The organism is Treponema rectale (assembly GCF_014202035.1).
GTDB classification, from domain to species: domain Bacteria; phylum Spirochaetota; class Spirochaetia; order Treponematales; family Treponemataceae; genus Treponema_D; species Treponema_D rectale.
This window is the reverse complement of sequence record NZ_JACHFR010000003.1, coordinates 185,548-200,540: the sequence shown is the minus strand read 5'-3', so window position 1 is coordinate 200,540 and position 14,993 is coordinate 185,548. Positions and strand designations below refer to the sequence as shown.

Annotated in this window: 12 protein-coding genes; 2 read left to right on the top strand and 10 right to left on the bottom strand. The window is 39.6% G+C overall.

Going from position 1 to position 14,993, the window contains the following annotated elements; genetic code table 11:
* Positions 1–12 precede the first annotated feature (12 nt).
* From HNP77_RS09725 to ftsH, 5 genes are all read right to left on the bottom strand, one after another.
* Positions 13–621 carry a response regulator gene (locus HNP77_RS09725; protein WP_184652997.1) on the bottom strand — a complete coding sequence of 203 codons (609 nt, stop codon included), beginning with the start codon at positions 619–621 and terminating at the stop codon, positions 13–15.
* A complete protein-coding gene (locus tag HNP77_RS09720; RefSeq protein WP_184652996.1) occupies positions 621–1,454 on the bottom strand; it encodes a sensor histidine kinase in 834 nt (277 codons plus the stop codon). Before HNP77_RS09720 ends, HNP77_RS09725 begins: the two co-directional genes overlap by 1 nt.
* Positions 1,454–2,059, bottom strand: a complete 606-nt coding sequence (locus tag HNP77_RS09715) for a hypothetical protein (protein WP_184652995.1) — start codon at positions 2,057–2,059, stop codon at positions 1,454–1,456. The genes HNP77_RS09720 and HNP77_RS09715 overlap by 1 nt, the downstream gene beginning before the upstream one ends.
* A 6-nt stretch (positions 2,060–2,065) precedes the next feature.
* Positions 2,066–3,571, bottom strand: coding sequence for an IMP dehydrogenase (locus HNP77_RS09710; protein WP_184652994.1), 1,506 nt, complete (start codon positions 3,569–3,571; stop codon positions 2,066–2,068).
* 147 nt (positions 3,572–3,718) lie between these two features.
* A complete protein-coding gene (gene ftsH, locus HNP77_RS09705) occupies positions 3,719–5,797 on the bottom strand; it encodes an ATP-dependent zinc metalloprotease FtsH (RefSeq protein ID WP_184652993.1) in 2,079 nt (692 codons plus the stop codon).
* Positions 5,798–5,952: 155 nt separating this feature from the next.
* Between ftsH and fliS the strand changes: the two genes are divergently transcribed.
* Both fliS and HNP77_RS09695 read left to right on the top strand, forming a co-directional pair.
* Entirely contained in the window at positions 5,953–6,405 is a 453-nt protein-coding gene (gene fliS / locus HNP77_RS09700) for a flagellar export chaperone FliS (protein ID WP_184652992.1), read from the top strand.
* A gap of 27 nt (positions 6,406–6,432) precedes the next feature.
* Positions 6,433–6,915: a flagellar biosynthesis protein FlgN gene (locus HNP77_RS09695; RefSeq protein ID WP_184652991.1), complete on the top strand. Its 483-nt coding sequence runs from the start codon at positions 6,433–6,435 to the stop codon at positions 6,913–6,915.
* A 293-nt stretch (positions 6,916–7,208) separates the two neighbouring features.
* Here HNP77_RS09695 and HNP77_RS09690 read toward each other — a convergent pair whose 3' ends face one another.
* From HNP77_RS09690 to HNP77_RS09670, 5 genes are all read right to left on the bottom strand, one after another.
* Positions 7,209–8,945, bottom strand: a complete 1,737-nt coding sequence (locus HNP77_RS09690; RefSeq protein WP_221266571.1) for a glycoside hydrolase family 35 protein — start codon at positions 8,943–8,945, stop codon at positions 7,209–7,211.
* A 167-nt stretch (positions 8,946–9,112) separates the two neighbouring features.
* The gene (locus HNP77_RS09685) at positions 9,113–10,369 is read right to left on the bottom strand and encodes a family 43 glycosylhydrolase (RefSeq protein ID WP_184652990.1); all 1,257 of its coding nucleotides are present in this window, start codon (positions 10,367–10,369) and stop codon (positions 9,113–9,115) included.
* Positions 10,370–10,966, bottom strand: a complete 597-nt coding sequence (locus HNP77_RS09680; RefSeq protein WP_184652989.1) for a hypothetical protein — start codon at positions 10,964–10,966, stop codon at positions 10,370–10,372.
* An 84-nt stretch (positions 10,967–11,050) separates the two neighbouring features.
* On the bottom strand, positions 11,051–12,868 hold the full coding sequence (locus tag HNP77_RS09675) for an Ig-like domain-containing protein (RefSeq protein WP_184652988.1): 1,818 nt from the start codon (positions 12,866–12,868) through the stop codon (positions 11,051–11,053).
* A 20-nt stretch (positions 12,869–12,888) separates the two neighbouring features.
* Positions 12,889–14,988 carry a fibronectin type III domain-containing protein gene (locus tag HNP77_RS09670; protein WP_184652987.1) on the bottom strand — a complete coding sequence of 700 codons (2,100 nt, stop codon included), beginning with the start codon at positions 14,986–14,988 and terminating at the stop codon, positions 12,889–12,891.
* Positions 14,989–14,993 lie beyond the last annotated feature (5 nt).

Below are 14,993 nucleotides of genomic sequence, written 5' to 3'. Positions count from 1 at the left end.
TATGGCAGGAAATTATCCAAAGTGAGAGATTATTTCTTCGTGACCACGGCAGCCGAGTTTAGAATAAATGCGGCTCATATAATTTTCTACACTGCGGATGGAAAGATTTAATTCTTCTGAAATCTGAAAATTATTTTTACGCTCAATGATTTTTTTAAAGATTGTCTGTTCCTGTTTTGTAAGACTCTGCAAAAGATTTGAATATGTGTAAAGTGAAGCTGCAAGATTCTGATGAATAAAAAGTTTTCCGTTTATAATTTCACGTGCTGCTTTTATAAGTTCATCTTCAGAACCGTCCTTACAGACAAAACCGTCAGCACCGTATTCCAGTGCAAGCGAAACAATTCCGGGATTTGTAAACATTGAATACACGAGAACTTTTAATCCGGGAATAATTTTTTTTACTTCCTTCAAAACATCAAGTCCGCTTTCATTTCCAAGATTCAAATCAAGAATCAAAAGCTGAAGGTTTCCTTTTAAACTTTCTAGTTTTGAAAATGTCTCTTCTTTTGTAGAAGCAAATCCCGCACATTCAAATTCCTTAAAGTTAATAAAGAACTGTCTTATTCCAAGATTTGTAAGGGAGTGATCTTCCGTTACAAAATAATTTATCTTTTTCATCACAAAGATTCCTTCAGTTTTACAATCTGAATACAGGTACCTTCACCTGCAACGCTACTGATTTCTAATTGTGCACCAATCAGTTCGGCTCTTTCTTTCATGCCGGTTATTCCAAAGTGAGTGCAGTCTGAACCGCGGCCTTCTACTTTAGAAACATCAAATCCTTTTCCATCATCAGTTATGAAAACATAAAGCCCTTCTGCTTCATAGTCAAGTTCATTACGGATTAAAACCGTAACTTCAGAAGCCTCTGCATGCTTTTGAATATTTGTAAGCGCTTCCTGAACGATTCTATAAAGATTAAGATTTTCATCGGCAGAAAGAAATTTTGTATCAAGTTCAGACATAACTGTAAGACGGAATTCAACTTTATTCAATTCCGAAAAATTCTGACACAAATTTAAAACATTTGCATGAAAATCATTTTTTATAATATCTGGAGGCGCAAGATTCAAACTCAAACTTCTTACCATTTTCAAAGTTTTTGAAACGACTTCTGAAATTTTTTTTAATTCATCTGCATTCTGTTTTTCAAGAACATTTTTACACCAGCGCAAATCCTGTGCAACCGTATCATGAAGTTCACGTGAAATACGGCTTCGTTCTTCTTCCTGCCCCTGAATTACATAACGCAAATAGCTGTGACTTTTTTTAAACTGCTCACGCGATTTTAAAAAATTGATTGCAAGAATAATCGCAGTAACGGCTACAGCAAAAAACACAAAATCAAAAATCAGAAAAAATGTTGTGTAACCTTGAAGAATCGAACGAAGCCATTCAACTTCTTCTTCAACAGATGCATACGAGCGGGCAATATTAAAAACTTCTTTCATCAGTTATTGATCTCTCCAAAAAAGCGGACTGCAAGTTTATAAACTCCAAAGCCTGCAAAAGTTGTAATAAGCCTGTCTGAAAACGAAACCGGAACCTGCCCCAAAATGCAGCTTGCAAAAAGACTGAATTTCTGAGAAAGAAAACTCATCGTAAAATTTTTAACAGGCGCAACCATATCCGGAAGATTGAAATGCGTATATTTATAGTAATCAATAATTCCGCTTATAAAAACCGAACAGAACGAAGTAATAAATACAATCAGCAGAAGATACAAAAACGTAATGGCCGGTGAAATTTTAAATTCACTTTTGTTACGGGCAAAAAGCCATGTAATAAATGCGATTGAAATTCCGCACAAAGAAAAAAGCATCGTAAAAGCGCTGAACGGATATCCGTATAAAACTGCTATGAATGAATCAAAAATATTATATCCTGCTGCAACGATCAGGCCCGGAACAAGTCCTGCATAGAACACAACTGCAACTGTAAAAATCGTGTCCATAAAAAGAGGAAGATGTAAAGTCTCGTAAAAAATAAAAACTGAAAGAAAGTTCAGAAATTCTGCCACGGCACAAACCGCAGCAGTTTTAAAAATATATTTCATAAAGCATTACGAATTAATGCTTGTATTTTTTACCACAACGTCGTGTGCACTACCTTCACTGATTGTAGTTGAACTTACAAGAGTAATCTTTGCCTTTTCCTGAAGTTCCGGAATAGTAAGGGCACCGCAGTTACACATTGTATGAATAACCTTACTCATACTCATGTTTACACCGTCATGAAGATGTCCTGCATAAGGAACATATGAATCAACGCCTTCTTCAAAAGCCATGCCTTTTTTACCGCCAAGATCATAACGCTGCCAGTTACGGGCACGGTTGCTTCCTTCTCCCCAGTATTCTTTTACGTAATTACCGTTTACGATAAGTTTGTTTGTAGGAGATTCATCAAAGCGTGCAAAATAACGTCCGAGCATGATAAAATCAGCACCCATGGCAAGGGCAAGGGTCATATGATAGTCATGTACAATTCCACCGTCTGAGCAGATAGGAACATAAATACCGGTTTCCTTATAGTATTCATCACGGGCTTTTGCTACCTCAATAGTAGCAGTTGCCTGACCGCGGCCGATACCTTTCTGTTCTCTTGTAATACAGATTGAACCGCCGCCGATTCCTATCTTTACGAAATCTGCACCGGCTTCTGCAAGGAAACGGAATCCTTCTGCATCAACAACATTACCGGCACCAACCTTTGCTTCAGGCCATTTTGAATGAATATCGTTAAGAGCCTTTCTCTGCCATTCAGAAAATCCTTCTGAAGAATCAAGGGTCATGATATCAACACCGGCCTCAAGAAGAGCAGGCACGCGTTCCATGTAATCACGGGTGTTGATTCCGGCTCCAACAATATAACGGTGCTGACTGTCAAGAAGTTCCTTCGGATATGTCTGATGGCTGTCAAAATCCTTTCTGAAAACCATTGAAACAAGGCAGTTATTTTTATCAATTACAGGAAGCTGATTAACTTTATGAGCCCAGATAAGATCATTTGCATCGCTTAAAGAAATACCGTCCTGACCTGTAATCAAATCCTTGAACGGTGTCATGTATTCACTTACTTTTGAATTGGCAGGAACATGATCAATGCGGAAATCCCTTTCTGTTATGATTCCGGCAAGTTTTCCGTGAGCAGAGCCGTCTTCCGTTACGGCAATAGTAGAATGTCCTGTTTTTTCTATAAGGGCAACGACTTCTTCAAGAGTCTGATCCGGGCGGATATTTGAATCGGAAGTAACAAAACCGGCCTTATAAGACTTAACACGGGCAACCATTGCTGCCTGATCCTGAATTGTCTGGGATCCGTAGATAAAACTGATTCCCCCTTCCTTAGCAAGGGAAATTGCCATTTTATCATCAGAAACTGACTGCATTACAGCGCTTGTAAGCGGAATGTTCATGTAAAGAGGAGACTGTTCACCTGCTTTTTTGTTAAAGCGGACAACAGGCGTTCTCAGGGAAACATTATCCGGAATGCAGTCTGCAGAAGTATAACCTGGAACCAGGAGATACTCACCAAAAGTGTGCGAAGGTTCTTCGTAGAAGTAAGCCATTTTATGGACCCCTTATGAAAATTATATAATTTTCGATGAATTATACAGATTTTACTTTTCATTTGGAAGTAAAATTTCTTATAAATCACCGAATGATACCTGATAAAAAAAAGCACTTACAGACACAAAGCCCGTAAGTGCTCACAATCATTCCTCAGTCTTAGCCTTTCTCGTACGGCGGACAGTTTTCTTCGGTTCATCAGAAGCTGCCGACACTTTCTTTGTGCGTACAGACTTCTTCTCACCGGAATCAGCTGACACCTCCGTTTTAACGCAGTTTTTCTCTGCATTAACAATCTCGTAAAATTCCTTACCGTCCATCGTCTCTATTTCAAGAAGACGGTTTGCAATATACTCAAGAAGGTCTTTATGTTTTCCAAGAAGGTTAAGAACGTAGTTATAGCGCTCATCCATCATGGAAGCAATTTCATCATCAATATACTTCTGTGTTTCTTCAGAGAACTCCCTTACAAGCGTTGGCTCCGCAGCATAACCGCCGCCCCTCTTTCCGAGAGTAACGTTCTTGAAGCGTTCACTCATACCGTAGACAGTTATCATGTCATGAATAATGTCGGTTGCCCTCTGAATGTCATTTGAAGCACCGGTCGAAATTTCTCCCAGCATTATCTGTTCAGCAGCACGTCCGCCAAGACATGTGTCTATTTCATTAAGCATATCCCGCTTCGTACGGAAGAACCTTTCTTCTTCCTCCCGGTACTGGGTAAAACCGCCTACTCCCCTTGAGCGAGGTACTACAGTTATTTTATTTACCGGAGGATAATCAGGCGTAAAGGCTCCTACAAGGGCATGCCCGGTTTCATGGAATGCAACAAGCCTGCGTTCCTTAATGTTATCACGGCGAGTCTTTTTCTTAAGACCGATGCTTACCTTATCAATAGCTTCGTTAAGATCTTCCATGCAGACCTTCTTACGTCCATTACGAACTGCCAGAAGGGCTGCCTCATTTATAACGTTTGCAAGATCAGCTCCTGCAAATCCTGAGGTACCATGAGCAACGGAAACGAAATCTACATCATCATCAAGTTTTACATTCTTTGCATGAATCTTCAGAATTGCTTCACGACCCTTTACGTCAGGACGCTCTACCGGAACCTGTCTGTCAAAACGGCCAGGCCTTAAAAGAGCAGGATCCAGAATGTCAGCACGGTTTGTAGCCGCAAGAAGGATAAGCCCCTTCTCATTGTCAAATCCATCCATTTCTACAAGAAGCTGATTAAGTGTCTGTTCCCGTTCATCATTACCGCCAAGATTATTTACGCGGCTTTTACCGATTGCATCAAGTTCATCAATAAAAATAATGCACGGTGCCTTTTCCCTTGCAGCACGGAACAAATCACGAACTCTTGATGCACCTACACCGACAAACATTTCCACGAAATCAGAACCGCTTATCCTGAAAAACGGAACACCTGCCTCACCTGCAACTGCACGGGCAAGAAGGGTTTTACCTGTTCCCGGAGGTCCGACAAGAAGAACACCCTTAGGAATTTTACCGCCGATTTCAGTATATTTTTTTGGTTCCTTAAGGAAATCTACAACTTCAACAAGTTCTTCCTTTGCTTCATCAACACCGGCTACATCAGCAAAACGAGTTTTAACTTTACCTTCGTCAACAGCTTTAGTCTTACCGCCGCCACCGAAGATAGACATGCCGCCAACACCGCCGCCGCCCATCTTGCGGAAAAAGAAGAAATACATAAGCAGAAGGAATCCGAAAGGAACTGCAAGATTAAGAAGCAGCTGAAGGAAATAGTTATTCTGAGGCTTTATGAAGGAATATTTAACTCCCTGAGCATCAAGCTGATCAAGGAAACTGTCCCTTAAAACACCTCTCGTCCTGTATATTCCTCTGGAAGATGCAGCAGAAAACAGACCCCCGCCAGACTTTGACGAGGCAGCTTCTGCCGTATACCCTACAAAAGTATTTTCTCCCATCTCGATTTCTATAATTTCACCTGAAAGTATCTTAGACCTGAATTCTGAGAAAGAAACTTCCTTACCTTCATCCCTGTCCGTAAAAACAAGGTTTACGATTACAAGAATTCCAAGAATTATAAGAAGAATTCCCCAGAAAGGTACCTTTTTCTTTCCGTCAGGAGTTTTTTTATCGTTATTATTTCCGCCTGGACCCGGATCCAGCTTAAAAAAATCATACGGATCATTTTCCCTGCGGTTATCATCTTCTTTTTTATTGTTTTCGCTCATACACACCTACACTAACGAAAGTATCATCAATATACAATATAAGCATTTTTTTGTCTTGTGTGGAAACTATTTTTACAAAATAAATTCGATAAAAAACTAAACCTGAATTAAAAAAAACCGATAATCTTAAAAACAGAATATAACAGAGGTGAATCATGGCATATACAAATCCTTACGGCGGATATAACGCTTATAAATCAGTAGGAGTAAAGACTGCAAGTCAGGGAAAACTGGTCGTAATGCTCTATGAAGGTGCCGTATCTCATCTGGACAAGGCAATTGCCCTTATAGACGGAAACAATAAAATTCCGGCAAAACAGATTGAAAACTTTGGAAATCATCTTCAGAAAGTAATGGATATAATAACGGAACTTGAAGTAAGCCTTGACATGGATAAGGGAGGAGAAATTGCAAAAAACCTTATGTCCCTGTACATATACTTCAACAAAGAAATTCTGGATGCCAGCATTTCTCATGATAAAGAAAAACTCAGTTCGATACGGAAAATGCTTTCTGACCTTCACCAGTCATGGGAAACCGCCGCATCTTCAACGGCAAATACCCAAAATTCAGGTCCGCAGCACAGTTCGTTAAACATTCAGGGCTGACATAAATCAAATAACGGGAGGCAGTTTATGCAGAAACTTAGTCAGGAAGAACTAAACGAAAGAATTGCAGTTCTCAGAAGATTCAGGACCCTGCTTGAACAGCAGAGGGCAAAATTTGCAGAATACCTGAATGTACTTGAGCATCAGGAAGCAAAGATTTACACCGAAGACGCACAGTCTCTGATGAACCATACGGAACTTGAAGGACAGATAGTTTCAAGCATCTGTTCATTACAGAAAGTGATTGTTCCGCTTAAGACAATGTACGAAAAAGAAAGAAGCTTCTACAGTATGGAAGATGCAGTTCCGGTAGAAACAATTCAGAAAGAACTTGCTTCCCTTCAGCAGAAAGTCATTACACAGAATGAAAAGAACAGGATTCTCTTAAAGAGTCACCTTTCCCAGCTGAGGAAACAGATAGACGGATTCTCAAACCCGTACAGAAACGCAGCCTCGGTTTATGCAAGAAATACCGCTACAGCAGGTACCCGCATAGCAATAGAAATATAAACTTTTAGAATACAGCAGGAGGGGATGACCAATAAGTTTACATCCTAGTGTCATTCCGAACGCTACGCCACATTCGCACGCACCTGCTACGAATGTGTGTGCGAATGTGGCGTAGCGTTCAGTATGAGTCATTGCCGTGCTCGACACCCTGTCATTGCCGCACTTGATGCGGCAATCTCATGCAGAGGGATTTTCGGGTCGGGCCCGAAAATGACACTTATAAAAAGTTGTTGACAGCCCGAAAATGACATTTTTTAAACTTATTGGTCATCCCCTTTTTTTTCAACAATTTTCTACCATATTAAACTGTCTTCCAGAGAAACAGTTCCTTCTTTTCCTTCCGTATCAAATATGATAATGGTGTTTTTTCCTTTTTTAAGAAGCGGTGCCGGTATATAAAGCCTCTTCTGAGGTCCAATATTCCAGTAACGGCCAAGATTAAAGCCGTTTACAAAGGCAACCCCCTTTTCAAATCCTTTTGCTTCAAGGAAGGTATCACAAAGTTCATCAGCCTCAAATTCATATTTATAGAATGCAGGACAGCCTTCATTAAATCCTTTTGCAAAATCAATCTTAGAAAGCTGCTTTTCATCAAGCGGAAGAGAATATATGTCATATCCGTGCTGAAGGTGATCATTAAGAATCATATAGCCTTCAATTCCCTTGCGCTGTGTTTCAAGGGCAGGTCCGAAGTTTACGCGGCCATAGTTCTCAAAGAGCATGTCTACTACAGAACCTGCAGGAGCATCTTCCCGCTTAAAGGCTTCTTTCATTTCTTCAAGGGCAACTGCAAACAGAGGCTTCTGGTTTTCAAATACATTTACCCTGTCTCCGGCGCGGTCAAATTTTATACTGAGGGCCTTTTCATATTCCGGAAGACGGGTTCTATAAAGAATATATCCTCCGCTCTGATCAATATCTTCCATAGTAAGAGGGTATGGAGAAGAAATTTTAGTACTAATGTCATCAAGGACAGTAAAAAGATCTGCCCTGCCAGTGCATTTTAATTCACCATATGCCTTGCGGCAGATTTTTGTTGAGAGAGGAACTTCTTCAATTTTACGGCTTTCTGAAATAATCTTCTTAAATGCTTCGTATTTAGGAGTAATCTGTCCGTCTTCTGTAAGAATTGCATCATAGTCATAAGAAGTTATGTCGGCATTTTTTACACCGAAGTTGCGGCCTGCCGTATACCCGAAGTTAGTACCGCCTTCAAACATATAGAAATTAACATGTCCGGTCTTTATAACATCTGCCAGGTCTTTTTTATTCTGTTCAAGGTCTGAAGTATGATGAGGTTCACCCCAGGCATCAAACCATCCGCACCAGAATTCCATACACATCTTAGCCTTATTGCCGCCTGTGTATTTTTCCATGGTATTAAACTGAGTCTCTACCTGCGAACCAAAGTTTCCTGTAGACCAGGCACCTTTTACCATTCCATTCTTGAAGGAAGCTTCCACCCATGGACCATCTGAAGTAACAAAAGGCTGTGTTACACCAAGAGAACGCATGGTATCTGCCAGAAACTTCATGTATTCGTGATCGGTTCCATAATAGCCGTATTCATTTTCTATCTGGAATAAAATTATATTGCCGCCTTTATCATGCTGATAAGGTACAAGACGGGGAATAAGTTCTTCATAATAAGATTTTATTGCATCAAGATAAGGTTTATAGCTGCAGCGAAGCCTCATTCCTCTTTCTTTAAGAAGCCAGTAAGGAAGGCCTCCAAATTCCCATTCAGCACAGATATAAGGAGAAGGACGGATAATGACGTAAAGTCCCAGTTTTGAAGCAAGTTCTATAAACTTAAATACATCATGACCGCCCTTCCAGTTAAACTGCCCTTTTTTTTCTTCATGAAAATTCCATGGAATGTAGGTTTCTACAGTATTGCAGCCCATATTCTTAAGCTTTTCAAGACGATCCTGCCAGTATTCAGGTACAACACGGAAATAATGAATGGAACCGGAAATAATACCGGTCTCTTTTCCGTCAATCACAACTTTTTCATTAATTTCTACCATAATAATGTTCCTTTTTATATGTTCGATAAACTTCCTTATGTACAGTATAACATTTTTGAAAACGTTTTCAAGGCTGATGGCAAAAATAAAAAAAAATGCATTCTCCATAACAGAACTTATATGTTCAATCAGGAGAATGCATCCCGGCAACTCAATTAGAAAAAAACTTAATCTTTTCCCCCTGCCCGTCCAAAATCAGGATAACCGTTGCTTTTCCAGGTAAAGGCCTTTGCATAAACACCGCGGTTTTTATCTGCATAGGCATCCGTTCCGGTGGTACCTGTTGATGTAAGATTCAATCCGTACTGTAAGCGTGCACTATAGAACATTACATCATATCCATCGTCTGTGGTAAAACTGCAGGAACCTGGCCCGTAAGTCTGATATGAGGAATCACTTTCAAATACAGGTGCTGAAGACTTATTCCAGCTGCTCATGCTGAGAAGATTTGACTTATCAGTACACTTCATGATTCCCATACAGTAACTTTCATCAATGTCACTGGCACTGAATACTACAAACAGGTCATTACCGTGAATAAGTGCCTGAGGTGCATCATCAGTATTATTAAACTTATTGTCGCAATGCTTACTGTATATACCGCATTCCCAGTCATATTCCGGAACACTTACAATCGTCAGTTCTGTAACTTTTGTAAAGTCAGACGGTGAAGTTTTTCCGATAAAAATACACTGCCAGTTTACAGAAGTCTCTGCATTAGTATTGGCTGTGCCATATGAAGTCATCGTAGATTTTGAAAGATCTTCATATACTTTACCGTTAACAGTAAGGCTTCCGTCAGCAATCTGATCTTCATCAAATTTTACATTACCGTCTTCGACTCTACCGGCATACATAAAATACCACTGTCCGTCATATTCAAAAACTGTCGGACCTAAAGAATAAGTCTCGATGGCATTATTATAGTCATGAAACTCTGATTCCTTTACACCCTGAATTTTTCCAAGAATTTTCCAGGTACCGTTTACAGGATCTGAGTCATCACACACGGCAACAAAAGGTCTCTGAGTCCATGACGAAGAAGAAGATTCGCTGGCAGTAAAGAAAAGGAACCACTGACCTTCTATAAATTTCAATTCAGGTCCAAAGAAATATCCGTATGGAACTGCACCATCTGTAGCAGTAGATGAACTTATTATAGTTTTTTCATCCGAAGAACTTCTAAGCCTGTAAATTGAAACCGCACTTCTTATTTTTATTTCGCTCCAGCTGCCGTAATCATAAGTATGAACAAGATAATACTTTCCGTCTGCATGCTTTACCACACTCGGATCACTTCTGCGCTTAACAAGAGGTCCCGGATAAGCCTGAATATTTTCAACTTCTTCTTTACATGAAAAAAGTCCGGCAGAAGAAACAAGAACAAACAGAGCAGCTGTAAAAATCTTAAGTATTTTTTTCATTTATTCCTCCAGACCAGAATTAATGATTGTCGACTTAAACTCAACTCCCTTAATACGGTAGCGCTGAACGGTAGAGTTCTGACTCGTATAGGCAGAATCAGGATTAACGGCATTTTCTTCATCTACAAACCATGAAAGGAAAAGAGTTCCGTCTTCTGCAGATGCCTTTTTATAGTTTGCTGATGAAAAAAGATTATCCTTTGTAATTGTAAAATTTCTCTGTTCAGGGACATCAGATGTACTTGAATTCTGATGCAGGAAATTATACATAGTTACAATCATATAGGGATCAACAGTATTTCCCTGTTCATCTGTCTGAGATGGAACAAACTCAATTTCCAGAGTCTGATATCCCTGACCTTCATCCTCATAACCATTGGCTGCCTTTATGCGGTATGCCGTAAGAGAAGCATCAGAACTTGCCTTACCGGTAGATGCATATATTTTCTTCTGTCCGGCATACGGAAGAGTAAATGTATATACATCATCTTCCGTTCCCTGGCATAGAGTAATAACTGCATAATTGCCTTCATCAACAGCATCAGTCGTGCATGATACATTTACAAGCAAAGCGGCTATTGAAAGTATTAAAAACATAATTTTTTTCATTATACGTTTCCCTTAATTTTTATCTGTACGGAACTGTCCCCATTAGACAGCTCCATTAAACAGATCTGCTGATCAGAACGAAACTTTAACTTTAGTTTCAATACAGCCCATGCGGTTGTAATCAGTACCGTCGTTATAACCATTGATAATATCATTTGAAAGATAATCAATACTGAGTGTTACACGTTCGAAACCAATTTCAACACCGCCTTTTACATAACAGTAATCATTAAGATCGTTATATGTATCATGATAGTTTGTTACAAGGAACTTAGGCTTTACACCAAACCCGTGATTTCCAAGAGGAAGATAATATGCAGCTCCAAGTGTATATCCGATTACACAGCGGTCAGAAAGAACATTTACAATATCAACTGCACCGACAGCTTCAAGGTTCTTTACAAGAAGATTGTTTCCTGTGTTAAATGATCCATGAAGAATGAGAAGATCATCACCGGTGAATGTCGTAAGAAGATTCTGTGCACTGAAATATGTTACGTATTCTGCAATTTTTGAATCAGCATACTGCATTGCAAATGCAAGTCCAGGATAAGGTCCATAATCATCGCGGGAATACTTACAGCTGTAGTAATCAAATGCACTCTGTCTGTCTTCCCATCCGAGCATGATACCTGCTGAATAGAGAGGATAAACATCACCCATTCCTTCAAGCTGCATCATCGTTACACCGGCAGAAGGCTTAAGATAGAAGATATCATAGAAGTTCCACTGATAATCTGCCTGGGCACCAAAACGAATATCAGGTTTTATAGTAGAATCTTTTCCAAGAACTCCGCTTGAAAAACCTGCCTGAACGCTGAGATTTTTAATCCAGTTAAATTCACCGTAAACTTTGTAAACATAATCAGTAGCGTTATGAGAAGGATCTGCAGTATCTGATGTATGATTATCGCTTCCTGCAACCCACTCCATTGTAGAAGCAACATCTGCCTGAAGCTTAAATACGTTAGGCATTTCATAGCCTGCACTTAACCCAAATACTTCTGCATCTTCGTCATAAGAAGAAAGATAAGTATGAAGGTTTCTCTTAGTAAGATGACCATAGCGGTAATCCGGGTCTGCAGCCATAAAGCTGAATGCAACATCACTGCCTGTTGTATAATTTACATAACCAAGATCTGAATAGTCTTTGTCAAAGAGAGTAATATAGGCATCACCCACATGAACCTTTGCACGGTCAACCATAATTGCAAAGTCACCGCTGTTTACATAAGGATCTGTTTCGCTGTCTGAATCTACCATATAGCGCACCGGATCACCCTTTGTATAGATACGGATTTCTCCCCATACAGGAAGAGCCTCTTTATTATCTCCAGCCCATACTTCACCAAGATTTAAAACATCCATCTTGAGCTTAATGTTCTGATCTGTCGTAAAGCCGGAACGGCCTGTATCAAGATCAAAACCCCATGTAACACTTGCATCACCTGTGAGTCCTGTAGAAAGACTGAGTCCTGCAGATGTTGGTTTCGGTCCATACTTTGTAACTTCTACTTCACATTCAGCTTTTTTTCCGTCAGAAGAAACAGCTGTAACAACAGCTTTACCTATGCTGTTAGGAAAAAGACGGCCTCTCTGGTCTACTTTCACAACATCCATATTGCTTGAAGACCATTTAAGATCACGGCTGTTATATCCCTTTACAGAAAGTTCCGGAAAGTCCGTATTATAATCAATCTTGTGAAGGGAAATCTGTTTTACAGTTTCTGACATCTGAAGACTGTCATTTACAGTTCTTCTTTCTGAAACAGAAACAGGAAGTGGAGCAGATGCTCTTTCTTCTTCAAAATCTGCATCCTGAGCAAAAACTGCTCCGCCTAAAAGTGATGCACAGGTCAATGCTGCAGCTGCCTTTATAATTTTTTTCATAATCAATATTCTCCTTTTTTTTATTCACCTATAACAGTATCTTTATAACACCAGTATTCATTTTCTTTTGGAATTGAATCTACCAGATATGGATTTGAGTTTGACGCGTATACTTCCTTTCCAGATTCAGTAAGAATATGACCCCAGTCTGAAAATCCGGTTATAGAAGAATCAAGAACTTTATCTCCAATCTTAAATGATGCAGTCGTCACATCTGTAACAGCAGAAGATTCAACTGCATAACCATGAGGATTGGAAGCACTTCCCCATGTAGTATTATCTACGTCAAAATCTGTAGAAAAACCTGAAGAACTTGCTTCAAAGTCAAGATACAGGCCGCTTTCTTCTCCTGAAGAAGTTGCAGCCTCAAGACTGAAATATTCTTCTGAAGCAGGATTACTTAAAGACGGACGAACAATCCATACAGGGTACTTCATGTTTGCAAGATCAAACTCTTTTGCAGAATCATGCTGAACACAGACAACATTATCAAATACTGTGCTTTCATCAGCAGAAATGAACGGTACAAGAGCTCTTGAATCCCAGTTAAACCTTATGTCACGAAGAATACGTACAGCTTTTGCAGATGCACTGTTTCCGGCAACGTCTGTAACATAGCGTACTGTATATCCGTCTTTTACGGCTGAACAGTAAACGCTGGCTTTATAAGTACTGCCGGCTGTAAGATTCTGAATGCAGCAGACAGTAGAATCAGGATTAATGTTGTAATACTCTGTTTCATCAGAAGTATTTACACATCTGATCGAATAATTCCATGAAGTTTCTGCATCAGATATATCAGTCCACTTTACAATAATTGCATCAGAAAAGTGAGCTTCTGCCGTAACATCAGACGGAGCTGAGGCCGATGCTCCTGTAGCAACTTCTGCCGCAAGAACAGCAGATTTATTCTCATCATAATCTTCTACCCAGATCTTAAGGGAATGAATTCCTTCTGTAAGTTCTGAAAGAACAGCAGAAACACTCGATGCAGGAACCCTTGCAAGTTCAGTATCATTTTCAGCAACTACAATGTTCTTTGCGTCAAATGTATCAGGACAAGTCCATGAACAGCTCACACCGTCAGATGAAACATCAATAAACACATCTGAAACTGCAGACGGAGCATCCACATCCTCTTCTGTTCTTGCAGTGTAATTTACACCTTCAGCAGAAGCATTGTTTGCATCTCCCTGAACATTTCCAAACTTATCCTTTGACCTGATATTGAATGTATACTCCGTATCTGCCTGTACATCAGACCATGAAACATATTTCTTTCCGATAGGAACTTCAATTTCTGTTTCTTCAGAAGTAAAAGCACTTCCGTCAAATTTCTTTGCATCAGAAGTTACAGTGATAACGGCAGCCGAATAATACTTATCAGAAGGATCCGTCCATGTAAGTGTAATCGTATGATCTGTTACCCGGGCAATTACATCTTCTACGTTTCCAGGAGCCAGAACAAATTCATCAGTTTCCATCTGAATGACATCTGAATAATTTTTAGAAAATACTTCCTTTGATGTTCCAGGATTATTAGCACCACGAACCTTAAAGTTGTAAACAGTTTTAGGTTCAAGATTTTCTACAGTGCCGCTTCCGTCTTTTGCCGGAAAATAAACAACATTAAGAATTTCAAGGGATTCATCCATAACTGATACTTCTACAAGGCTTGCATCAGAAGGAGCCGTCCAGAAAAGTGAAGCTGACTCTTCAGTAACCTCACCTTCCTTTATATCCGTTACATCATGACAGAAAATTTTTCCTAAAGTTACATTTACCGTACAGTACTTTACATATTTTCCGTCATCTGTATAAACACAGATTTTTGCAGTTCCATCTCCCTGTGCAGTAAGAACAGCTTTATTTGGAGATGTCTTTTCTACAGTAACGACACTTTCATTAAGACTCTTAAAATTAACCACACCGTCCGCATTTTCAAGATAAGCTGTAATTTCAGCTGATGATGAAGTTGCAAGTGCATTATCAATAGAGATTTCACTCTGACTTATTACAAGACTGCCGCTTTCTTCAGCCTTCTCTACATCCACGCAGGACATAAGAAAAGCAGGAAGAATAAACATTAAAACTGCAGCCTTAATGATTTTTTCTTTCACAATCA